We start from the raw sequence: 23731 nt of genomic DNA on the forward strand, positions 1-23731 counted from the left end.
CCATGGCAAAGAAGGCCAAGAACTTCAAGAAGTCCAAGACGGGCGCGTACATCGCGATGGGCAGTACCGCGTTCGGCGCCATCAGTGTCGTCAAGCAGGCGAAGCTCGCCCGCAACGACAACGACATCCTGCGCCTCGTCGACGCGGCCGTCTCCGCGGCCGCCATCGTCACCGGACTCGCGATCCTCTATCGCGAACTGAAGCGTCTCGGCGACGACGACGTCCTGCTGGGCTGAGAGGGAAAGTTTCACCGTGACTGTCACTGACCTGGTGTCGTACGAGGACGCGCTCGCGTCCTACGACCCCGTCATGGGCCTCGAAGTCCATGTCGAGCTCGGCACCAAGACCAAGATGTTCTGCGGCTGCTCCACGGAGCTGAAGCAGGACGCCAACTCCCAGACCTGCCCGGTCTGTCTCGGACTGCCCGGCGCGCTGCCGGTGGTCAACGAGATCGGCGTGGAGTCGGCCATCAAGATCGGTCTCGCGCTCAACTGCGAGATCGCCGACTGGTGCCGTTTCGCCCGGAAGAACTACTTCTATCCGGACATGCCGAAGAACTTCCAGACCTCCCAGTACGACGAGCCGATCGCCTTCAACGGCTATCTGGACATCCAGCTGGAGGACGGCGAGATCTTCCGGGTGCAGATCGAGCGCGCCCACATGGAGGAGGACACCGGCAAGTCGACGCACGTCGGCGGCGCCACCGGCCGTATCCACGGCGCGTCCCACTCCCTGCTCGACTACAACCGGGCCGGCATCCCGCTCATCGAGATCGTCACCAAGCCGATCGAGGGCGCCGGCGCCCGTGCCCCTGAGGTCGCCAAGGCGTACGTCGCCGAGCTCCGCGAGCTGATCAAGGCGCTCGGGGTCTCCGAGGCGCGCATGGAGATGGGCCAGATGCGCTGCGACGTGAACCTGTCGCTGCGGCCCAACGGCACCGAGACCTTCGGTACCCGCTCCGAGACGAAGAACGTGAACTCGCTGCGCTCCGTCGAGCGGGCCGCGCGCTTCGAGATCCAGCGGCACGCCGCCGTGCTGTCCTCGGGCGGCACGATCGTGCAGGAGACCCGGCACTTCCACGAGGAGGACGGCTCCACCACGGCCGGCCGCATCAAGGACAACGCCGAGGACTACCGCTACTTCCCCGAGCCGGACCTGGTGCCCGTGGCGCCGGCCCGCGAGTGGGTCGAGGAGCTCCGCAAGGGCCTCCCCGAGCTGCCCCGGCTGCGCCGGGCGCGGCTCAAGGAGGAGTGGGGCGTCTCCGAGCACGACATGCAGTCCATCCTCAACGCGGGCGCGGTCGACCTGATCGTCGCCACGATCGAGGCGGGCGCCCCCGCGGACCAGGCCCGCAAGTGGTGGATGGGCGAGCTGGCCCGTAACGCCAACGAGACCGGCCGCGGTCTGGACGAGTTGCCGATCACCCCGGAGCAGGTCGCCCGGGTGGCCGCGCTCGTCGCCGAGGGCGACCTCAACGACAAGCTGGCCCGCCAGGTCATCGAGGGCGTCCTCGCGGGCGAGGGCGACCCGGACACCGTCGTGGAGAAGCGCGGCCTGAAGGTCGTCTCGGACGAGGGCGCGCTGTCCACGGCCGTGGACGAGGCCATCGCGGGCAACGCGGCCATCGCGGACAAGATCCGCGGCGGCAAGGTCGCGGCGGCGGGCGCGCTCGTCGGCGCGGTCATGAAGGCCACCCGCGGTCAGGCCGACGCGGCGCGCGTGCGCGAGCTGATCCTGGAGAAGCTCGGCGTCGAGGGCTGATCACCCCGATCACCACCCGGAGGGGCGGTGCACCCGTGACACGGGGGCGCCGCCCCTCCACCCGTCCGGAGAGAACCCGCTGAACACCGTCACCGCCGAACTCGTCTCCTTCGCCCTGCTGCTGGGCGTCCTCGCCTTCGCCGTCGTACGCCCCCGGGGCCTGCCGGAGGCGACCGTCGCCGTGCCCGCCGCCGTGCTGGTCGTGGTGGTCGGGGCGGTCTCCTGGCCCGAGGCCCGGGAGCAGGTGGGCGAGCTGCTGCCGGTCGTCGGCTTCCTCGCCGCGATCCTGGTGCTGGCGCAGCTCTGCGCCGACGAAGGGCTGTTCCGGGCCGCCGGTGACTGGGTGGCCCGCGCCTGCCGGGGGCAGACCCGGCCCCTGCTCGGCGGCGTCTTCGTCGTCGCCTCGATCGTCACCGCCGTCCTCAGCCTGGACGCCACCGTCGTCCTGCTCACCCCGGTCGTCCTCGCCACCGCCGCCCGGGTCGGCGCACGGCCCCGCCCGTACGTCTACGCCTGCGCGCACCTGGCCAACTCCGCCTCCCTCCTGCTCCCCGTCTCCAACCTCACCAATCTGCTGGCGTTCACCGCGAGCGGTCTCTCCTTCACCCGGTTCGCCGCGCTGATGGCGCTGCCCTGGCTCGCCGCCATCGCCGTCGAGTACGCCGTGTTCCGCCGCGCGTTCCGGGCCGATCTGGCCGCCGGGGCGCACGCGCCGGATCCCGAGGCGGAGCGCACCCCGGTTCCCGTCTTCACGCTGGTCGTGCTGGCGCTGACCCTGGCCGGGTTCGTCGTGACCTCGTTCGAAGGGGCCGAGCCGCTGTGGGCGGCGCTGGCGGGGGCCCTGGTGCTCGCCGTCCGGGCGCTCGCCAAGCGGGAGACCACACCGCTCGCCGTCGTCCGCTCGGCCAACCCGCTGTTCTGCCTCTTCGTCCTCGCGCTCGGCGTCGTCGTCAAGGCGGTCGTCGACAACGGCCTCGGCGACGGCATCGCCGCCCTGCTGCCCGCCGGCGACACCCTGCCCGCCCTGCTCGGCGTGGCCGTGGTCGCCGCCCTGCTGGCCAATCTGATCAACAACCTGCCCGCGATCCTGGCCCTGCTGCCGATCGTCGCGGCGGCCGGGCCGGGACCGCTGCTCGCCGCCCTGATCGGGGTGAACCTCGGGCCGAACCTCACCTACGTCGGCTCGCTGGCCACGCTCCTGTGGCGGCGCATCCTGCACGCCCACGGGGACGCCCCGGAGCTGGGCCGCTTCACCCGGCTGGGGATCGCGACCGTACCGGCGACGCTGCTCGCCGCCACCCTCGCGCTGTGGGGGTCGCTGCACCTCATCGGGGTGTGAGGAGGACGTCACTCCGGGTTGGACTTTCGGACCGGACCTCTTGGACGTTCACCACCGGGCCGTACGCAGTCCTTCCCGACGCCACCCGGTCTGACTAGCTTCCCGGCTGTAACCACCGGAACCAGGAGGCTCTTTTGACCACGGACATGTCACGGCGACGGCTCTTCGCGCTGGGCGGCGGCGCACTCGGCGCCGCTGCGGCCGGATCGTTCCTGCCGCCGTCGCTCCAGGCCGCCATCGCCGCGCAGCCCGCCCACGCGGGGTCCGGCGGGCTCGGGTCGATCAAGCATGTGGTGATCCTGATGCAGGAGAACCGATCCTTCGACCACTACTTCGGCACCCTGCGCGGGGTCCGCGGCTTCGGCGACCGTAACGCCATCGAGCTGCCCACCGGCTCCACGGTGTTCGAGCAGCCCGACGCGGCCGGCTCCGCCGTGCTGCCCTTCCCGGTGCGCGGCGCGGCCGAGGAGCAGAAGAAGGACCTCCAGTACATCGGCGCCCTCGACCACTCCTGGAACGGCGGCGCGAAGGCCTGGGGCGGCGGCTGGATGAACGGCTGGATCAGCGCGAAGACCGCGGCCACGATGGCGTACTACGACCGCCGTGACATCCCGCTCCACTACGAGCTGGCCGACACCTTCACCGTCTGCGACGCCTACCACTCCTCGATCCACACCTCCACCAGCCCCAACCGCAACCACCTCTGGAGCGGGAAGACCGGGTTCGAGGCGAACGGGAAACGGGCCGTCGGCAACGACGCGTACAGCGAGGGCACCCACCCCGGCTACGACTGGTCCACCTACGCCGAGCGGCTGGAGAAGGCCGGGCGCAGCTGGCGCACGTACACCGAGTGGGAGAACTTCACCGACAACCAGATCGAGTTCTACGCCACCTTCAAGGCGATCGCCCGCAAGGCACTGGCCAAGACCGGCGGCCACACGTACATGGAGGCCTTCTACGCCAAGGTCCGGGGCGCGTCCGAGGCCGAGCGCACCCGGCTCCTCGGGCTGCTGGAGGAGGGCGTCGCCACCCTCACGAAGCAGGAGCGCAGCCTGTTCGAGCGCGCGCTGCGCCGGGTGCCCACCGGAACGCTGGCGGACGAGTTCGCCAAGGACGTGGCGGCCGGGACACTCCCGGAGGTCTCCTACCTGGTGCCCTCGGCGATCGACTCCGAGCACCCGAGCACCTCGTCGCCCGTGCACAGCGCCACCATCGTCTACAAGATCCTCGACGCGCTCGGCAAGCACCCGGACGTCTGGCGGCACACCGCCGTACTGATCAACTACGACGAGAACGACGGCTTCTTCGACCACGTCCCGCCGCCCGTCGCACCGCCCGAGGTCACCGACGAGCAGTGGGAGGGCCGTCCCACCGGCCTCGGGATCCGGGTGCCGCTGCTGGTCGTCTCGCCGTGGACCGTCGGCGGATACGTCTGCTCCGAGGTCTTCGACCACACCTCCGTCATCCGCTTCCTGGAGCGCTGGACCGGGGTGAAGGAGCCCAACATCAGCGACTGGCGGCGGCGCGTCACCGGCGACCTCACCTCCGCCTTCGACTTCACCCGGGCCCGGCGGCAGCCCGCCGTGGAGCAGCCCGGCGCGATCCCGCCGGTCAGCGGACGCTGGCAGCCGAAGCCGCCGGCGGTCCAGCGGCTGCCCGAGCAGGAGCCCGGCGCACGCCCGGCGCGCCCGCTGCCCTACCGGCCGGACGCCCGGGCCCGGCGGTCGGGCGACGCGCTGCGGGTGGAGCTCGACAACACCGGCCGCTCCTCGGCGCACTTCGCGCTGTACCCGTACGCAGGCGAGTTCCCGGCCCCGCAGCACAAGGACGTCCGGGGCAGCGCGCACTGGACCGTGCCGCTGACCGGCGAGGCGTACCGCTTCACGGTCACCGGCCCGAACGGCTTCCGGCGCGAGTTCGCCGGACCGGCCGACGGGGGAGCGGAGGTCGCCAGCCGCATCGACCACCGCGACCGCGACATCCACCTCACCCTGCGCAACACCGGCCGCCGGCCCCTGACCTTCCTGGTGCGGCCGCTCGGCTACGTCGACGAGGACGACGTACGGGACTGGGCCCGCCGGGTCACGGTCAAGCCGGGCCGCGGCCGGTCGCTCGTGCACTCGGCGGCCGACGCCCGCGGCTGGTACGACATCGAGGTCACCGTCGACGGGGAGGACGGCTTCCGGCGACGGCTCATGGGGCACATCGAGAACGGCCGCGCCAGCGTCTCCGGCTGACCGGATCCGAGGGTCGCAGGGCCTGATCCATCCCATGTAGGGAGCAGATCAAGCCCTGTGACCATGGCCACGAAACGGACAAAGGATCACGTTCTGCTGACAGAGTGACGGTCTCAGGTCATGAGACGTTTGCGGGCAGATCACGTTATCTGCGGGTAAAGGTCCACGAACCCGCAGGGAGCTCATCCGTTGGCTGCCATCGCCCGCTGGTGCATCAGGCACCGCCTCGTCGCCGTCCTCATCTGGCTCGCCGCCCTCGGCGGAACCACCGCCGCGGCGGGCTTCGTGGGTTCGGCGTACTCCAACGACTACGAGGTCCCCGGCACGGAATCCGGCCGGGCCACCGAACTCCTCTCGCGCGGCTTCACCGACCTCGGCGGCGACACCGACACCGTCGTCTGGCACACCACCGGCTCCACGGTCCGCGCCGCCGACGTCGAGCAGACCATGACCCGCACGCTCCACGCGATCGAGGGCCTGCCCGGCGTCGGCGGGGTCACCGGCCCCTACGGAGCCGCCGGCCCCGGCCAGATCAGCGAGGACGGCCACACCGCCTACGCCACGGTCACCTTCGACAAGCCCGCCGACGAGATCCCCGCCGCCCAGGCGCAGGCCCTCGTCGACACCGCGAAGGCCGCCGAGGCCGACGGGCTCCAGGTCGAGCTGGGCGGCACCGCCGTCGCCCTCACCGAAGCGCCCTCCGTCCACCTCGCCGAGGGCATCGGCGTCGTCGTCGCGGCCGTCGTGCTCTTCCTCGCCTTCGGCTCGCTCGCCGCCAGCCTGCTGCCCATCGCCACCGCCCTGGTCTCCGTGGGCACCGCCTACGCGGGCATCGTGCTGCTCGGCCATGTGATGACCGTCGCCGACTTCGCCCCGATGCTCGGCATGCTCATCGGGCTCGGCGTGGGCATCGACTACGCGCTGTTCATCGTCACCAGACACCGCAGAGGCCTCCGGCGCGGGATGTCGGTCGACGAAGCGGCGCAGAACGCGGTCACCACCACCGGCCGGGCCGTCGTCTTCGCCGGGGCGACCGTCTGTATCGCCCTGCTCGGCATGCTGATCCTGCGGCTCGGCTTCCTCAACGGCGTCGCCATCGCCGCCTCGCTCACCGTCGTCCTCACCGTGATGGCCTCGGTCACCCTGCTGCCCGCCCTGCTCTCGCTCATCGGGATGCGGGCGCTCAGCCGCCGCGAGCGGCGCGAGCTCGCCGAACACGGACCGCGCCCCGAGCTGCCCACCGGCTTCGCCGCCCGCTGGTCCGCCTTCGTCGAGCGCCACCCCAAGCTGCTCGGAGGCATCGCGGCCGTCGTCATGGTGGTGCTCGCGCTGCCCGCCCTCGGCCTCCACCTGGGCACCTCCGACCAGGGCAACAACCCGGCCACGGCCACCACCCGGCAGGCCTACGACCTGCTCGCCGACGGCTTCGGGCCCGGGGTCAACGGCCCCCTCACCATCGCCGCCCAGCTCGACGGCGCGGACGACCGGCTGGCGCTGGACTCGCTGCCCGAGAAGCTGCGCTCCACCGAGGGCGTCGCCTCCGTCAGCCCGGTCACCTACAACGCGGGCGGCGACACCGCCTTCCTCACCGTCGTACCCGACTCGTCACCGCAGTCGCAGGACACCAGCGAGCTGGTCGACCGGATCCGCGCCGACGTGCTCCCGACGGTCCAGGACGCGACCTCGCTGGAGGCCCATGTCGGCGGGGTGACGGCGAGCTACGACGACTTCGCCGAGATCATCGTCGGCAAGCTGCCGCTCTTCGTCGGCGTCGTCATCGGACTCGGCTGCCTGCTGCTGCTCCTGGCCTTCCGCTCCATCGGCATCCCGCTCAAGGCCGCCGTGATGAACGTGGCCGCCGTCGCCTCCTCCTTCGGCGTCGTCGTGGCCGTCTTCCAGTGGGGCTGGGGCAGCGAACTGCTCGGCCTCGGCAGCGCCGGGCCCATCGAACCCTTCCTGCCGGTGATCATGGTCTCGGTCCTCTTCGGCCTCTCCATGGACTACCAGGTCTTCCTGGTCGGACGGATGTACGAGGAGTGGCTGGAGACCGGCGACAACCGGCGGGCCGTCCGGGTCGGTCTCGCCGAGACCGGCCGGGTGATCAACTCCGCCGCCGTGATCATGATCTCCGTCTTCCTCGCCTTCGTGCTCAGCGGCGACCGGGTCATCGCCATGTTCGGCATCGCGCTCGCCACCGCCGTGGCGCTGGACGCCTTCGTCCTGCGCACCCTGCTGGTGCCCGCCCTGATGCACATGCTCGGCGGGGCGAACTGGTGGCTGCCGGGCTGGCTGGAGCGCCGGCTGCCCAGGATCAGCATCGAGCCGCCCGACTGCGTACCGCTCCATGCGAAGATCCCGGGGGCGCGCGCCACGGAGGAGGGCGCCGCGCACGCCGAGGAGGAGCACGATGTTCGCCATTTCGCTGGGTGACGACACCGCGGAGCTGCGCCCGCTGGAGCCCTGGCAGGCCGTGGAGTTCCTGGCCCACATGGACCGGGCCCGGGAGCTGCTCGACCCGTGGATCCCGTTCGCCTCCTACGCCACCGACCTGGACTCGGCGCGCGCCCTGCTCCAGAAGTACGCGGACAAGCAGGCGGCGGACACCGGACGGCTGTACGGGATCTGGCTGGCGGGCACCCTCGTCGGCGGCGTCCTCTTCCCGTCCTTCGACGCCGAGCGGGGCAACTGCGAGGTCGGCGTCTGGCTGGAGCCCGCAGCCCAGGGCCGCGGGCTCATCACCCGCGCCGCCGAGCGCCTGATCGACTGGGCGGTGTACGAACGCGGCATGCACCGCGTGGAGTGGGACGCCTCTCCCGGGAACACCCGGTCGATCGCGGTGGCGAAGCGGCTCGGGATGACCCGGGACGGAGTGCTCCGGCAGAGCTACTTCTACCGGGGGGAGCGCCACGACTCGGAGATCTGGTCCGTCCTCGCCCCGGAGTGGAAGGCCCGCGCGGGGCGCTGAGGCCCGGCGCACGCCCGGCGTTAAGGGGGCTCTCATCCGGGCCCCCTAGCGTGCGGCGCATGAACACCACCCCCTCCAAGACGACGACCCCGTCCACGACCACCCCGCCCGCCGGGACGACCGACCCCGCCGAAGGCGCCGCCGACGCCGTTACGGAGGACGCGACCGGGCACGACACGACCGGGCAGGACGCCACGGCGAAGGACCCGCTCGCGAAGGACGCCACCGGTACGCCGTCCGACGCGGCCGACGCCACGACCGCCTCCGACGACCTCGCCGACCGGACCGCCGAGGCCGAGGCCGAGGCCGACGACGCCGACGAGGACCTGGAGCCCGACCCCTTCACCGAGGCCCGGCACGGCGTCGGCGCGGGCGCGGCCGCCGTCGTCTCCGCCGCCCTGGGCGTCGTCGCCCTGACCGGCGCGTGGACCGGCCGGGTCGCCGCCGAGCGCGAGACGCTCATCGGCCAGATCAAGACGTCCGGCGGCGGCAGCGCGGCCCAGCAGATCTCCGAGATCTACGGCGACGCCTGGCACACCACCGCCCTGGTCAACGGCGTCTTCGCCGTCCTGGCCCTGCTCGTCGGCGTCTTCGTCCTGGTCCGCCCCGCCTTCGGCGTCCCCTCCGAGAGGCCGCAGCCCGCCTGGGTCCGCGCGGTCGCCCTGGCCGGTGTCGCCCTCGGCGCGCTCGGCGTCCTGATCTCCGTGGGCATGTACTTCGACCTCTTCGCCGCGCTGCCCACCGCGGGCGCCCCGGCCGCCGGCTGACCCGGGCCGCCTCGTACGGCCCCGTACGGCACACGTCTAAGGCCCCCGCTCATCCCTCGGACACGGGGTGGGCCCGCCTAAGGCCCCCACCGCCGCGAAGATGCGGAACTCGCCCGATGCGGCACCCCCTCCTGGCCGACGACAGTGGAGACACAGCGAACACAGGGCCCCGGCCGACCGGCCGGGCACCCCTCCGGTCCGCTGCCACGACCAGGAACCAGGGAGTACCTCATGTACGCGTACGAGCTCTACCGCTACACCTCCGCCGAGCTGATCCGCCGGGCCGACGCCGAGCGCGAGATCGGCCGGGCCCGCCGCCTCCGCCGCGCCGCCCGCCGTACCGGACGCGGCGATCCGGGAGGGAAGGTGATGGAGGCCGACCGCACCCGCTTCGCCCCGGCCGCCTGACCGTGTCCGGGCCAGGGAGGACCGCCGAGCCGGCACCGGACCGCGCCCGGAGCATGATCACCGTCGGCGAAAAACATCCCGCCGCCTCGTACGCGTATGCGATGCTCGGCGGCGTGGAGACCAGGTCAGTGAGCCCCGTGTTCGTCGGGCGCGCCGAAGAGCTCGCCTCGCTCACCGAGGCGCTCGGGCGGGCCGCGTCCGGCGACCCCCAGGCGCTGCTGATCGGCGGCGAGGCGGGCGTCGGCAAGACCCGGCTGGTCGAGCAGTTCGTCACGGCGGCCGAGCGGCGTGACGCCGTGGTGGCCGTCGGGTCCTGCGTCGAGATCGGGGCCGACGGACTGCCGTTCGCCCCCTTCCCGACCGCCCTGCGCGCCCTGCGCCGGGCCCTGCCCGAGGAGATGGCCGCCGCCGTCGCCGGGCAGGAGGGCGAACTGGCCCGCCTGCTGCCCGAACTGGGCGAGGCCCACCGGGACGCGACCGACGAACACAGCACCGCCCGCCTCTTCGAACTCACCGTCCGGCTGCTGGAGCGGATCTCCGCCGACCGGGCGGTCGTCCTCGTCCTGGAGGACCTGCACTGGGCGGACGCCTCCACCCGGCATCTGCTCGCCTATCTCTTCCGCACCCTGAGCACCGGCCGCCTCATGGTCGTCGGCACCTACCGCGCCGACGACATCCACCGCCGCCACCCGCTGCGCCCGCTCCTCGCCGAGCTGGACCGGCTGCGCACCGTCACCCGCGTCGAACTCGACCGGTTCAGCCACGACGAGGTCGGCCACCAGCTCGCCGGCATCCTCGCCGAGACGCCCGAGGCCGCACTCGTCGACGAGATCTTCGACCGCTCCGACGGCAACGCCTTCTTCGTCGAGGAACTGGCCCGCTCCCTGGAGTGCTGCGGCGACAGCTCCGGGCTGACCGAATCGCTCCGCGACCTCCTGCTCGTCCGCGTGGAGGCGCTGCCCGAGCACGCCCAGCGGGTCGCCAGGATCGTCGCCGAGGGCGGCTCCTTCGTCGAACACGAACTGCTCGCCGCCGTCGCCGGCCTCGGCGAGGACGAGCTCGACGAGGCCCTGCGCGCGGCCGTCGGCGCCAACCTGCTGCAACCCGCGCCCGACAGCGACGGCTACCGCTTCCGGCACTCGCTGGTCCGCGAGGCCGTCAGCGACGACCTGCTGCCCGGCGAACGCACCCGCGTCAACCGCCGGTACGCCGAAGCCCTGGAGGCCGACCCCTCCCTCGTACGGGACGACGAACGCGCCACCCGCCTCGCCAGCTACTGGTACGCCGCCCACGACGCCCCCAAGGCCCTGCCCGCCGTCCTCCGGGCGGCCGTCGAGGCCCGCCGCCGCTACGCCTACTCCGAGCAACTGCGGCTCCTGGAGCGGGCGATGGAGCTGTGGGACGACGTTCCCGACGCGGTGCGCGCCACCCTGCGCCCCTTCGACTACGCGGAGGTCTACCCGGCCTCCGCGTGCGACCCGGAGAACACCCCGCTGCGCTACCTGGACGTGATGGCCGAGGCCACCGTCGCCGCCCACTTCGGCGGCGACCGCAAACGCGCCCTGGCCATCTCCAAGAAGGCCATGCGGGTCCTGGCCTCCGAGTCCGACCCGCTGCGCGAGGCCTGGTTCCTGGTGCAGCGCAGCCGGCTGGCGCAGGCCCTCGACAAGGGGGACGGCTGGGAGGAGCTGGCCACCGCGCAGGAACTGGTACGCGGACTGCCGCCGTCCCCCGTGCAGGCCGACGTCCTGACCAACGTGGCCAGTTGGAAGGCGCTGCACCGGCCGGGCCCGGAGGCGCTGGCCGACAGCGACCGCGCGGTGGAGTACGCCCGGCTCGTCGGCGACGAGTACATCGAGCTGCACGCCCGCCTCACCCGGGGCTGGCTCACCGCCGACGCGGGCAGCGTCGAGGACGGCCTCGCCGAGATGTACGCCGTCCGCGACCGCGCAGAGAAACTGCACCTGATGAACCTGCTGGGCCGGGTCAGCGTCAACCTGCCCTCCTCGCTGGAGGCGATGGGCCGCTCGCTGGAGGCCGTCGCCGCCGCCGACCACGGCATCCGGATCTGCCACAGCCACGGTCTGGCCGACTCCGGGGCCTGGGTGTACGCCAACCAGTCCCAGTCCCTGTTCTCCCTCGGCCACTGGACCCAGAGCGAGACCGCCGCCGCCTCCGCCGCCCGGCTGGCGCTGGGCCCCAGGGGCAAGGGCCTCGCCGCCCTCCGCCGTACCGAACTGGCCGTCTCCCGCGGTGACTTCGCCGAGGGCGAGGAGCTGCTCGCCCAGGTCCGCAAGCTCTTCGGGCACCGCGATCCGCAGCACCAGCATGTGATCGACCCCGTCCGGCACGGCATGGTGCTGGCCGCCCTCCAGGGCAGGCTCGCCGAGGCCAGGACCGCGTTCGAGGAGCTGGCCTCGGCGGGCTTCCCGCCCGGCACCCAGCGCTACGCCCTGCCGCTGCTCCAGACCGCCGCCATGATCGAGGCGGACGCCCGCGGGCTGCCCGCCGCCGAACCGGACCGTCCGAGGCTGCTCGCCCTGATCCGCCGGTGCGTCAAGAACCTCCCGATGCTCGTCCCCGTATGGGCGGCCCACGGCGTCTTCATCGAGGCGGAGCTGGCTCGGGCGGAGGGCACGGACACCCCCGGCCACTGGGCCCGCGCCGCCGAGGCCTTCGGCCCGCTGTGCCGCCCGTACCAACTGGCCCAGATCCACCGCCGCTGGGCGGAGTCGCTGCTCATCGCCCCCGGCGACCGGTCCACCGCCACGGCCCTGCTGCACCGCTCCCTGGAGACCGCCCGCCGGCTCGGCGCCCGCCCGCTCGCCGAGGCGGTCGAACAACTGGCGGCCCGGGCCCGCATCACCCTGGACGGCTCCGGCGCGGCGCCCGGCCACGACGACGGGATCCACCCGGCCGTCCTGGCCGCCGAGCCGGGCGAAGCGGGCCGGGAGCGGGCGCCGGGCCAGGAGCAGGACCCGGCCGTCGCCGCCGTGGCGTCCTTCGGGCTGACCCCGCGCGAGCAGGATGTGCACCGGCTGGTCGCGGCGGGGCACACCAACCGCAGGATCGCCGAGGAGCTGTTCATCTCGCCGAAGACCGCGAGCGTGCACGTCTCCAACATCCTGGCCAAGCTCGGCGTCTCCAGCCGGGGCGAGGCGGCCGCCCTCGCCCACCGCCTCCGGCTCTACCCGGCCGCGTAAACCCGGTCAAGATCCGCCGCAAACACCCTAGCCCTTGGGATCGTCCTCGGCCCGGCGCTCCGGCCCGCTCACCGGCTTCCCGGCCCGGGGCCGGTCCAGCACGGCGTCCTGCTCGGGCGCGACCGGCCGCATACGCCCGTTCCGGTGCTCGGCAGCATCGTCCCGGGCCGGCTCACCGGCCAGGACCGGCGCACTGTCCAGCACCGGGTCACCGTCCAGCACCGGGGCGCGCACGGTCACCTTCCCGGAGGTCAGGTCTATCGGCCCCCGGTTCGGATCGCCGATGCCGAGGTCCACCCGGCTCAGCTCCAGCCGCTTCTGCTCGTCGGAGACGTGTTTGCGTCCCGGGGCGAAGAGCTCCTCGAAGAAATTGAACACCGGCCGTGCTCCCTCCGACATGCCGCGCGGGCGAGCGGCTACTCCACTTCCACCAGGAGGACCCTGTCGTCCCCGGGCTTCGGCGTACCCCGTCCGTCCGTGTTGCTGGTGACCAGCCACAAGCGGTCGCTCCCCGCACTCACCACAGTGCGCAGGCGGCCGTGCTTCTCATCCAGGAACGACTGGGGGTCGGCATAAGGTTCCGCCGCCTTCTCGCCCGCCAGCGGAATCCGCCACAGCCGCTCACCGCGCAGCCCGGCCATCCAGATCGAGCCCTCCGCGTACGCGATCCCGCTGGGGGAGGCCTCCGAGGTCTTCCACTGCGCCACCGGGTCGATGAACCCGTCCTCGCCCTCCCGGCCCTCGACCTCGGGCCAGCCGTAGTTCCCGCCGGGCTCGATCAGATTCAGCTCGTCCCAGGTGTTCTGGCCGAACTCGGCGGCCCACAGCCGCTTCTGCGCGTCCCAGGCGAGCCCCTGCACATTGCGGTGCCCGTACGAATACACCACCGAGTCCGCCTCCGGATTGCCGTGCACCGGCTCGCCGTCGGGGGTCATCCGCAGGATCTTGCCCGCCAGCGACTCCTTGTCCTGGGCCAGCCCGGTGTCCCCGGTCTCGCCCGTGCCCGCGTACAGCATCTTGTCCGGGCCGAAGGCGATCCGGCCGCCGTTGTGGATGCTGCCCTTGGGGATGCCGCGCAGGACGGTGTCCGGAGCGCCGAGCTGCTGCCCCGCCGGGCGCTTCTCGTCGTAACTCATGCGGACGATCCGGTTGTCGGACGTGGTGGTGAAGTAGGCGTACACCAGCTGGTCCGCGCCGAACGTGGAGGAGACGGCGAGCCCGAGCAGCCCGCCCTCGCCGGCCGGGGCCACCCCGGGCACCGAGCCCAGCAGCGTCTGCTTCCCGCTCTCGCCGTCGATCCGGTGCACCGTGCCCTCGTCCCGCGAGGACACCAGCAGATCACCGCCCGGCAGCGCGGCCAGACCCCACGGCGACTTCAGCTCCTCGGTCAGCGTCGAGACGACCTTCGCCGACCCCTTCGCGGGCGGCAGATCGGCCGAGCGGCTCGGCGAGGCCGGCGGAGCGGAGCCCTCCGAGGCGGTCGGGGAACCCGCGGGCCGCCCGGACGCACCCCCGTCCCCGTCGGCGGAACACGCGGCCGACAGCAGCAGGGCGGCCGACGCCAGCGCCGCCACCACCCCCCTGCGCATCGCCCGGGGCTGCACAGGTCCGAACTGAGCACCACGCACGGAACCGATTCCTTTCGACGCTTGCCCGACTACCTGCTCCCGCACCCTGTTCCTACACCTCGGCAGGCCCAGGAGTTCCCGATCCGCCCATTCTCCCGCCGTACGGGCCGCGCCGCCCGGTCCACCGGACCCGCCCCTCTCAGTCCCACGATTCACGGGCGGCGGGCAGAGCGTCGATCTCCGCCAGGTCCCGGTCGTCCAGGACCACCCGCGCCGCCCCGGCGTTCTCCACCGCCCACCGCTCCCGCTTCGCCCCCGGCACCGGCACCACATGCGGCCCCTGGCGCAGCACCCACGCCAGCGCCACCTGGGCCACGGTCGCCCCCCGGCGCTCCGCGACCCGCCGCAGACCGGCCACCACCGGCTGGTTCGCCGCCATCACCTCCGCCGTGAACCGCGGATGCCTGGCCCGCAGATCCTCCGGCTCGAAACCCTGGCCCGGCTTCAGCGTCCCGGTCAGATAACCGCTGCCCAGCGGCATCGCGGCCAGCAGCCCGACCCCGCGCGCCACACACCACGGCAGCAGCTCCGCCAACGCCTCGCGCGACCACACCGACAGCTCCGCCTCCACGGCGCTGACCGGGAAGACCTGCTGGATCCGCTCCAGTTGCCGGATCGTTCCCTCATGCGGCCCCTCGCCCGAGCGGCGCGGGGCCCGCGCCCCCACCGCACACAGTCCGAGCGAGCGCACCTTGCCCGCGGTCACCAGCTCCGCCAGCGCACCCCAGGTCTCCTCCACCGGCACCTCGGGGTCGGCCCGGTGCAGCTGGTACAGGTCGATCACATCGGTCTGGAGCCGCCGCAGCGAGGCGTCGCAGGCCCGGCGGACGTACCCGGGACGGCCGTTGGCGACGATGTGCTGATCGCCCATCAGCAGCCCGCACTTGGTGGAGACGAACGCCTCCTGGCGGCGGCCCTTCAACGCCCGCCCCACCAGCAGCTCATTGGTGAACGGGCCGTACATGTCCGCGGTGTCGAGCAGCCGGACGCCCGCGTCCAGAGCCGCGTGCACCGTCCGCACCGAACGGTCGCCGAGCTGCTGCGACGCGCTGTAACCCCAGCTCATCGGCATACAGCCGAGACCGACCGTGCCCACGGCAAGCCCCGCCGCCCCGATTGTCCTGCTCTCCAACTCCCCGAACCCTTTCCTGGACGAGCCGTTCCGCCTTTCCCCTCCGCCGCGGTCCACGGGCGGCTCCTCCGGGAACGGCGCGAGAACGCGGTCCCGGACCCGGACGGCCACGCCCGTCCGATCCACGACGCAGGTCCCTGTCGGGGGAGTTCGGGGAGTGATTGACGGAAGCGTTTGGGCGATGTGACGATACGCCGATGCCCGCCCTACACGCACGGATGGCTGCTCGCAGCGGCGACCTCACCGCTGCCGTGGTCGCCCGGTGCACGGCGGAGATCCCGTTCTACGGGGAGTTGCCGCGCCACACGCTGGAGGGCGAGGTGACCCGCTCGGTCACGGCCGTGAACGATCTGCTGCTGCGGGCGCTGCGCCAGGACGGTGTGATGAGCCCGGGCGAGCTGACCCGGCTCATCGAGTGGTCGGGGCGCCGGGCCGAGGAGCGGGTGCCGCTGGAGGCGGTGATCGCCGCCTACCTCGTCGGCGCGGAAGTCTGGTGGCAGGCGCTGGCCGAGACGGCGGAGCCCGAGGAGCTGACCGGCGCCGGAGCCAAGCTGCTGGCCTGTCTGCACGCGGCGATGCCCGCCGTCGTGCTCGCGCACCGCACGGCCCAGGAGGACATCCACAGCGAGGACAAGCGGGTGCGGCGGGCGCTGCTGACCGCGCTGCTGGCCGGCCGGCCGTACGCGGAACTGGCGGAGGCCGCGGGGGTCACGGTGGCCGGTGGCCACGAGGTGCTCGCCCTGGCCTTCGCGTCGCATCCGCCGGCCCGGCTGGTGCAGTCGTCGATCGAGGCCCACGCGGGCGTCCCGGTGCTGATGGACCATGTCGCCGGTATCGCGCTGCTGCCGGGCGGCCGCGATCTGTCCGGCCTGCCGGAGGCGCTCGGGAAGGACATCGGGCAGCGGGTGCTCGCGGCCGCGGCCCCGGCCGCCGGACCGGAGGCCGTTCCCGGGGCGGCGCAGGAGGCCGGGCGGGTGCTCGAACTCGTCCGGCGGCTGGGCCGCCCGCCGGGGCTGTACCGGCTCGACGACGTGCTCCTGGAGTACCAGCTCGCGCGCCCCGGCGATGCGTTGCGGCGGCTGGCCGCCAAGCTCGACCCGCTGGACGACCATCCGTACCTGCTGGAGACGCTGCGGGTCTTCGTGGACCACGGGCACCACCGCAGCCGGAGCGCCGCGGAGCTGTGCGTCCACCGCAACACGCTGGACTACCGGCTGCACCGGGTGAGCACCCTGACCGGTCTCGACCCGAACGTGCCCGCCGACGCGCGGCTGCTCCAGGCCGCGCTGGTCGCCCGGGCCCTGGGGGATGACTGACAGCGCTACAGCCAGGCCCGCAGCTCCTCCTGTCGCGGCGCGAGCACCGTGGACGTACCGGGGTGGTCGAAGACCCTGACCGGCCGCCTGCTGTCCCAGGCGGCCCAGCCGGGGTCGCCCGTGGCGGCGAAGCCGACCCAGGCCCGGTGCATGGCGTCGGCCAGCGGCTGCGGGGCGTCCGGGCCGGTCAGCGCCTCGCCGTACCGGAGGTTGTCGAAGACGAAACCGATCTCCAGCGCATGGCAGGCGCCCAGCTCCAGGACCGGCGAGCGCCAGGCGAACTCGTAGAAGAACGTCCGGGCGGGCCGGGAACCGGAGATCGCGGGGCCGCCGGGCGGGGAAGCGGCCGTCGGGGAGCCGCCGGTCCCGGCACCGGAGACCCCGGGGCCGGGCAGCCGGGAGTCCGCCAGCCGGTTGAGCGGCCCCCGGAGCAGCAGGTCGGTGGCGATCTCACCGAGGATCACCCCCGGCTTCGCGCCCGGCCGGCCGGCCCGGTACAGCCGCGCCACCCGGCCGGGGATCCGGAACTTCAGCAGGGCCAGCCGCAGCGTGAGCGGGCCGACGCGGTCCACCGCCCCGCTCGGCACGAACCACAGCCGGTACTCCTCCCGGTTGCAGCCCAGCAGCAGATCGACCGAGGGAGGCGGCGGAGCGGCCGGCACCACGTCGTCGTCGACCACGATGTGGAAGCCGGGACCACCGCTGATCGGATCGGCCCCGCCGACCACCTCGTGCTGGGCGTCCAGCAGCCGTTCGCGGTCCACCGCGGCGAACGCCTCCGCCGTGGCCGGCACCCGTAGCGTCTTCGCCATCGCGCGCACGGTCCGCGCGCCCCGCTCACGTGGCACGGTGTGCGGCGGGCCGCTCTGCAGGACCGCCCGGTGGAACAGACCGGCCGCGCGAGGGCTGGTCAGCAGGGCGGCGATGCTGATCGCTCCGGCGGACTCGCCGCACACCGTCACGCACGCGGGGTCTCCGCCGAACCCCGCGATGTTGTCCCGTACCCAGGTCAGGGCGGCGATCTGGTCCAGCAGACCCCGGTTGTCGGGTGCGTCGGGGAAGACGCCGAACCCCTCGACCCCGAGCCGGTAGTTGACCGATACGAGGACCACACCGTCGCGCGCGAAGGCCCCGCCGTCGTACAGGGGCATGGCGGCGGAACCGTTCCGCAGGGAGCCTCCGTGGATCCACACCAGCACCGGCAGAGGTCCCAAAGCCCTCTCGGGCGCCCAGACGTTGAGGTTGAGGCACTCGTCCCCGGGAACGTCCACCTCGGGAATCAGCCGGTCCAGCGGTGGCCGGTAGGGGCGCTGCGGCGCGGTCGGCCCGAACTCCAGCGCGTCGCGCACCCCCTCCCAGGGCTCGACGGGTGCGGGGGCGCGGAACCGGTGGACCCCATAGGGCGCGGCGGCGTACGGGATTCCCCGGTAGGAGGCGATGCCCCGGCCGACGCGGCCGCGTACCTTCCCGTGGCGCGTCGTCGCGATGATGTCCATGCCGGTCCGATCGGTCGAGGCGGGTTACGCAGTGGTGGCCGGGAGGCCCAGGGCCAGGCTGTTCCGGCGGACGTCGGACCAGGTGGCGGTGTCGGCGCAGATGCCGCAGCCGGGTCCGAAGAACTGCGCACGCGCCTCCTGGTCGCCCATGAGATGGGCACGGAACCAGGCGGTGGTCGGCGCCGCGAACGGGCCGGGGTCGCCGACGACCGTGAAGTGGTCGGCGCCGCGCAACTCGCCGTAGAGGGCCGGAATATGGTCGGCGGCGTTGTAGAACGCCCGGACGAGGGCGGGGAAGACGATGCTGTCCTTCTGGCCGGCCAGCAGCAGCGCGGGCACGTGCACCGCGTTGATGTCGGCCAGCGGACCTGGCTGGATCGGCAGGATGGTGTCGATACGGGGATCCGCGCCGACGACGATGGCGGCCGCGCCGCCCTGCGAATGACCCGAGGTGCCGATGTGCTCCAGGTCGACGCGGTCGAAGAAGGCGCTGCCCGGGTCGGCGTTCCGGCCGGTGAGCAGGTCGATGCCCGCGCGCATGGAGATGCCGAGGTTGGACTGCGGGGTGTTCGCGGCGGCGACGATGAAGCCCTGCCCGGCCCAGTGGAGCAGCAGCTCCCGGTAGACGAGGGGGACGCCGCCGGTGCCGTTGCCCCACACGATCACCGGGTGGCGGCGGTCGCTGTCGGCGATGTCGCGCGGGTAGTACAGGGTGGTGACCGCCCCGACCTCCACCGCGGTGGCGTACGGGCCGGGGGCGCCGAAGTCGGCGGCGGCCGAAGCGGTGGGCGCGGTGGCGGCCACGGTGGTGTCCGGGGCCGCCACCGCCGTGCCCGCGCCGGTCGACGCGGTCAGGGCCAGGGCGAGCGCGGCCAACGGGACGAGCAGATTCCTTCTCCACAGCACGGCGACTCCTGACGTCGGGGTGGACCGGGTGACGCGTCCGGATCACATCGGTGTCCGACCGCACATCCTGGGCGAGCGACCGGTGGCCGTCTCTGCGCAATCGCGGCAATCACCGACGGCGGAGTTTGTGCAACCTGCCGAGAGACCGCCCCCGCCGACCGCGGCCGCGCCGACGGCCCCCGGAGTTCCTGCCGCTGTCCTGGAGTGTTCGCACACCCGTCGCATAGCCTCCTGACCATGACTGCGACGACTGCCGATGTGTGGCTGCCCTTCCCGGCCGAGGAGATCGACGGGCTGCCCGATGGCCTCAACTACCTCTTCTGGGACGGCGAACCGGACTACCCCGCGGACCCGGCCCACTGCGCCTACTACGTCGTGCCCTACATGAAGGGCCCCGAGATCGCGGTGCGCCCGCTCGCCGAGATGGGCGCCGTCCAGGTGGTGCAGACGCTCTCCGCCGGCATCGACCATGTGGAGCCGGGCCTCGGCCTGCTGCCCGCCGGCGTACGCCTCTGCAACGCCAAGGGGGTCCACGAGGCGTCCACCGCCGAGCTGACGATCGCGCTCGTCCTCGCCTCCCTGCGCGGCTTCCCCGGGTTCGTCCACGGACAGGACAAGGAGGAGTGGCGGTCCGGCTTCTACCCCGCGCTCGCCGACAAGTCCGTTCTCATCGTGGGCTACGGCTCCATCGGATCGGCCATCGAGGACCGGCTCGTCCCGTTCGAGTGCGCGCGGGTGGCGCGCGTCGCGCGCTCCGCGCGGACCACCGCACGCGGCCCCGTACACACGCTCGACGATCTGTCCGCCCTGCTGCCCGAGGCGGACATCGTGATCCTCTCCACCCCGCTGAACCCGTCCACGCAGGGGCTGGTGGACGCCGACTTCCTCGCCGCGATGCCCGACGGCGCGCTCCTCGTCAACGTCGCACGCGGCGGAGTCGTCGACACCAAGGCCCTGTTGTCCGAACTGGAATCCGGCCGGCTGCGGGCCGCACTCGATGTGACCGACCCGGAACCCCTGCCCGCGGGCCATCCTCTCTGGCATGCTCCGCATGTCTTGATCACGCCCCATGTGGGCGGCAGCACCTCGGCGTTCGAACCGCGCGCCAAGCGGCTGCTGGCCGCGCAGCTCACCCGGTTCGCCGCCGGAGAGCCCGTGCATAACGTGGTCCGCACCACCGGCTGAGCCGCCGAGGCGGCCACGCTACGGGGTGGTTCGGATGCACGCGGTGCCGCTCACCTCGCCTTTCGTTACGGAGCGTAGAGAATCTATGGCCCTGAGTGACGGATCTGGTGTATCGTCCGATCCGGGGGGCTGCGCCGTGGAAGGGACGGCGCGGGGGGAGCACCGGAACGCGAGGGGGCGACGGGCGATGTGCTGGCCATGGAGAGACGATCCGAAGCGGACGGACGGACGGTCGCTGCCGTCCACGACGACGGACCACAGCACCCGCGGATGGCCGGATTCCTGCCCCGGACCGGCATCGCCGACGCCGCCCGGGCCGAGCCGGAGCGAGCGGCGCCCCGGGCGCCCCGCGAGGCGCCGGACGCCGGGCCGCACCTGCCCGGCGGGCCCGGGGCGGGGAGCCCTCCGGTGAGCGCGCTGGGGGCCCTGCTCGCCCCGCGGTCCGCCTCCGGCTCCACGGGGATGCGGTCCCGGATCCTGCTGGGCTTCGTCTGCGCGGCGTATTCGGTGGGCGCCGCCGTGGGCTGGGGCTCGCCGCAGGTCGCCGTCTTCATGGGGGACTTCGGTCTCGCGGCGGCGGCGCTGATCGCCGCGGTCTCCTGCTTCCTCTACGCACGGACGGGCGCGGGCCGACTGCGGCCCGCCTGGCTGCTGTTCTCGCTCTCCTCCGCCATGGCGGCCTGCGGAAACGCCGTCTGGGGCTGGTACGAGGTGATCCTCGGCGTCCCCGTGCCCACGCCCTCCCTCGCCGACGTCTTCTTCCTCTGCTTCGCGCCGCCCGCCATCGTCGGGCTGCTGGTGCTCGCCAAACGGCCCGTCACCCGCGCCGGCTGGGTGTGTCTGGCCCTGGACGCCTGGCTGATCGGCGGCTCGCTGCTGACGCTCGCCTGGAGCCTGGCCCTCGCGCACACCACGCACCTGGCGGGCTTCCAGGACACCAGCGTGGCGCCCGCGGCCCTCTCGCTGGCCTACCCGCTGCTCGACATCGTGCTGGTCTCGATGGTGCTCGCCCTGCACTTCCGCCGGGCCGGGGTGAACCGCTCCGCGGTCAACACCGCCATCGCCGCCCTGGCCCTCACCGTGCTCAGCGACGCGGTGTTCACCTCGCCGCTGCTGCGCTCCACCTACCACTCGGGCCAACTCCTCGACGCCGGCTGGTTCGCCGGGTCGCTGCTCCTCGCCTACGCCCCGTGGGGCGCCCGGCGCGCGGCCCGGCCGGCCGCCCGCCCCGGGCCCCCGCGCGCCATCGCCAGCCGGCCCATCGCCGGCTCGCTGGCCGCGCTGACCCCGTATCTCGCCGCCGCCGTCTGCACGTTGGGCATCCTGTACAACGTGGTCGAGGGCCGCCGGGTGGACCGGGTCGTCATCTTCACCGGCTGCACCGTCGTCCTGGCGCTGGTCGTCCGGCAGGGCATCATGCTCCTCGACAACATCTCCCTCACCCAGGAACTGGCCCAGAAGGAGAACCACTTCCGCTCCCTGGTGCAGGGGTCCAGCGACGTCATCATGATCGCCGCGCCCAACGGCACCCTGCGCTACGTCAGCCCCGCCGCCGCCGGGGTCTACGGGCGCGAGGCGGAGGATCTCGTCGGCTCCGAGCTGTCCTCGATCATCCACCCCGAGGATCTGGGCCGGTTCGTCCACGAGGTGCGCCGTTTCCTCGCCGCCCCGCCGCACGAGGAGCCCACCACCCGGATCGAGTGCCGCTTCCGCTCCGGCACGGGCGACTGGCTCAACGTCGAGTCCACCGTCAACCGCCACCAGGGCGGCCTCCTCCTCAACAGCCGGGACGTCACGGAACGGGTCCGACTCCAGGCCCAGTTGCAGCACAACGCCGAGCACGACCCGCTCACCGACCTGCCCAACCGGGCCCTGTTCACCGCCCGGGTCCGCCAGGCGCTCGGCGGCCGCCGCTCGGGCGACCCCGGCACCGCCGTCCTCTTCATCGACCTCGACGGCTTCAAGCAGGTCAACGACACCATCGGCCACCAGGCGGGCGACGAACTGCTCGTCCAGGCGGGCCGCCGCCTCCAGGACTCCGTCCGGGCCGGCGACACCGCCGCCCGGCTCGGCGGCGACGAGTTCGCCGCGCTCATCGTGGGCGACGGCACCCGCGACCAGGGCGCCCGCGAATACCAGGTCCACGAGATCGCCGACCGGCTGCGGCTCACCCTCTCCCAGCCCTACCGGATCGGCCCCAGCGAGGTCCGGGTGGCCGCCTCCATCGGGGTGGCCTTCGCGGAGCCCGCCATCAGCCCCACCGACCTCATGCGCAACGCCGACCTCGCGATGTACCGCGCCAAGGCCGGCGGCAAGGACCGGGTCGAGCTCTACGCCCCGCAGATGCAGGCCGACGTCGTACGCCGCTCCGAGCTGGCCACCCGGCTGCGCACCGCCCTGCGCGACGGCGAGTTCGCCCTGCTCCACCAGCCCGTCGTCCACCTCGCCAGCGGCTCCGTCGCCGCCGTCGCCGCCCAGGCCCGCTGGCGCTCCGCCCAGGGCATCCTGTTCACCCCCGCGGAGTTCCTGCGGGTCACCGGCGACGACGACCGCACCGCCGAGCTCGGCCGCTGGCTCCTGGAGGAGGCCGTGAAACAGGCCGCCGACCGGGCCAGGGCCGGCCACCCCGTCGCCGTCTCCGTCCGGCTCTCCGCCGCCCGGCTGCTGGACGCCGGCCCGCCGCCCGGCTCCATCGAGGCGCTGCTGACCCGCCACGGGCTGCCCTCGGGCGCCCTGATGATCGAGGTGGCCGACAGCGACCCCCGGGTCTCCTTCGACGCCCTGGAGCAGCGCCTGGTGGCCCTGCGCCGGCTCGGCGTACGGATCGCGCTCGACGGCTTCGGCAGCGGCTTCGCGGCGATCAACGCCCTGCGCCGGCTCCCCATCGACGTACTGAAGCTCGACCGGAATCTGGTCGAGGGCGTCGTCGAGTCGGCCCGGCTGCACAAGATCACCAGCGGCCTCCTGCGGATCGCCTGCGACCTCGGCCTCCAGTCCGTCGCCGACGGCGTCGACGTGCCCGAGCAGGTCCTCGCCCTGCGCGCCATGGGGTGTACCCACGGCCAGGGGATGGCCTTCTCCGGACCGCTCGACGAGTACCGGCTGCGACGCGCCCTGGTCCGCGGGGAGTTCCCCGTACCGGGCATTCCGAGCCCCCGGCCGGTGATGGCGGGCGGCTCGATCCCGCTGCTCACCGGATCACATACTGAGACGCCCGTCCCACCCACTTGACACGTCATGCGTGCCGGAGAGAGGGTCAATGCCATGCGCACCCGAATTCTCGTACTTGGAAAGCGCGTCGGCTGAAGCAGAGTCACTCCACGACACTCTGCGGACCGCACCCGGCGCGCTCCCCTCGCTTGCCTCACGGCACGAGGGGTTTTTTGTT

The 23731-nt window shown here is 73.0% G+C and carries 17 protein-coding genes; 12 read left to right on the top strand and 5 right to left on the bottom strand.

The annotated features are described in order from the left end of the window. Positions 1-2 precede the first annotated feature (2 nt). The 9 genes from ACSMXR_RS27000 (at position 3) to ACSMXR_RS27040 (ending at position 12680) form a co-directional block, all read left to right on the top strand. On the top strand, positions 3-236 hold the full coding sequence (locus ACSMXR_RS27000) for a hypothetical protein (RefSeq protein ID WP_030078978.1): 234 nt from the start codon (positions 3-5) through the stop codon (positions 234-236). Between the two features lie 16 nt (positions 237-252). Further along, on the top strand, positions 253-1761 hold the full coding sequence (gene gatB, locus ACSMXR_RS27005; protein ID WP_473170103.1) for an Asp-tRNA(Asn)/Glu-tRNA(Gln) amidotransferase subunit GatB: 1509 nt from the start codon (positions 253-255) through the stop codon (positions 1759-1761). Between the two features lie 79 nt (positions 1762-1840). Then, complete coding sequence (locus ACSMXR_RS27010; RefSeq protein ID WP_364885563.1) at positions 1841-3100, top strand: SLC13 family permease; 1260 nt, start codon at positions 1841-1843, stop codon at positions 3098-3100. A gap of 134 nt (positions 3101-3234) precedes the next feature. Beyond that, complete coding sequence (locus ACSMXR_RS27015; RefSeq protein WP_473170104.1) at positions 3235-5337, top strand: phosphocholine-specific phospholipase C; 2103 nt, start codon at positions 3235-3237, stop codon at positions 5335-5337. Positions 5338-5526: 189 nt separating this feature from the next. Further along, positions 5527-7767, top strand: a complete 2241-nt coding sequence (locus tag ACSMXR_RS27020; protein WP_473170105.1) for an MMPL family transporter — start codon at positions 5527-5529, stop codon at positions 7765-7767. Next, positions 7745-8302 (top strand): GNAT family N-acetyltransferase, encoded by a 558-nt coding sequence (locus ACSMXR_RS27025; RefSeq protein ID WP_137234551.1) that lies wholly within the window; start codon positions 7745-7747, stop codon positions 8300-8302. Before ACSMXR_RS27020 ends, ACSMXR_RS27025 begins: the two co-directional genes overlap by 23 nt. A gap of 59 nt (positions 8303-8361) precedes the next feature. Continuing rightward, a complete protein-coding gene (locus tag ACSMXR_RS27030) occupies positions 8362-9069 on the top strand; it encodes a hypothetical protein (RefSeq protein ID WP_473170106.1) in 708 nt (235 codons plus the stop codon). 231 nt (positions 9070-9300) lie between these two features. Then, a complete protein-coding gene (locus ACSMXR_RS27035) occupies positions 9301-9477 on the top strand; it encodes a hypothetical protein (protein ID WP_319597014.1) in 177 nt (58 codons plus the stop codon). Between the two features lie 53 nt (positions 9478-9530). Then, positions 9531-12680, top strand: a complete 3150-nt coding sequence (locus ACSMXR_RS27040) for a helix-turn-helix transcriptional regulator (protein ID WP_473170107.1) — start codon at positions 9531-9533, stop codon at positions 12678-12680. 27 nt (positions 12681-12707) lie between these two features. On the opposite strand, the gene ACSMXR_RS27045 is transcribed toward ACSMXR_RS27040, so the two are convergent. The 3 genes from ACSMXR_RS27045 to ACSMXR_RS27055 all read right to left on the bottom strand — a co-directional run bounded on the left by ACSMXR_RS27045 (position 12708) and on the right by ACSMXR_RS27055 (position 15404). Then, positions 12708-13058, bottom strand: a complete 351-nt coding sequence (locus tag ACSMXR_RS27045; RefSeq protein ID WP_473170108.1) for a DUF6191 domain-containing protein — start codon at positions 13056-13058, stop codon at positions 12708-12710. Positions 13059-13096: 38 nt separating this feature from the next. After that, positions 13097-14308, bottom strand: coding sequence for a PQQ-dependent sugar dehydrogenase (locus ACSMXR_RS27050; protein ID WP_308342273.1), 1212 nt, complete (start codon positions 14306-14308; stop codon positions 13097-13099). A 139-nt stretch (positions 14309-14447) separates the two neighbouring features. After that, complete coding sequence (locus ACSMXR_RS27055; protein WP_473172450.1) at positions 14448-15404, bottom strand: aldo/keto reductase; 957 nt, start codon at positions 15402-15404, stop codon at positions 14448-14450. Positions 15405-15658: 254 nt separating this feature from the next. Here ACSMXR_RS27055 and ACSMXR_RS27060 point away from each other — a divergent pair, with 254 nt between their 5' ends. Beyond that, entirely contained in the window at positions 15659-16756 is a 1098-nt protein-coding gene (locus ACSMXR_RS27060) for a PucR family transcriptional regulator (RefSeq protein WP_473170109.1), read from the top strand. A gap of 5 nt (positions 16757-16761) precedes the next feature. Here ACSMXR_RS27060 and ACSMXR_RS27065 read toward each other — a convergent pair whose 3' ends face one another. Continuing rightward, positions 16762-18252 (bottom strand): carboxylesterase/lipase family protein, encoded by a 1491-nt coding sequence (locus tag ACSMXR_RS27065; RefSeq protein WP_473170110.1) that lies wholly within the window; start codon positions 18250-18252, stop codon positions 16762-16764. Positions 18253-18276: 24 nt separating this feature from the next. Next, positions 18277-19158 (bottom strand): alpha/beta hydrolase family protein, encoded by an 882-nt coding sequence (locus tag ACSMXR_RS27070; protein ID WP_473170111.1) that lies wholly within the window; start codon positions 19156-19158, stop codon positions 18277-18279. Between the two features lie 237 nt (positions 19159-19395). Here ACSMXR_RS27070 and ACSMXR_RS27075 point away from each other — a divergent pair, with 237 nt between their 5' ends. After that, positions 19396-20343 carry a 2-hydroxyacid dehydrogenase gene (locus tag ACSMXR_RS27075; RefSeq protein ID WP_473170112.1) on the top strand — a complete coding sequence of 316 codons (948 nt, stop codon included), beginning with the start codon at positions 19396-19398 and terminating at the stop codon, positions 20341-20343. A gap of 408 nt (positions 20344-20751) precedes the next feature. Then, positions 20752-23574: a putative bifunctional diguanylate cyclase/phosphodiesterase gene (locus tag ACSMXR_RS27080; protein ID WP_137234612.1), complete on the top strand. Its 2823-nt coding sequence runs from the start codon at positions 20752-20754 to the stop codon at positions 23572-23574. The last annotated feature ends 157 nt before the right edge of the window (positions 23575-23731 follow it).

Source organism: Streptomyces sp. DSM 106670 (genome assembly GCF_055792845.1).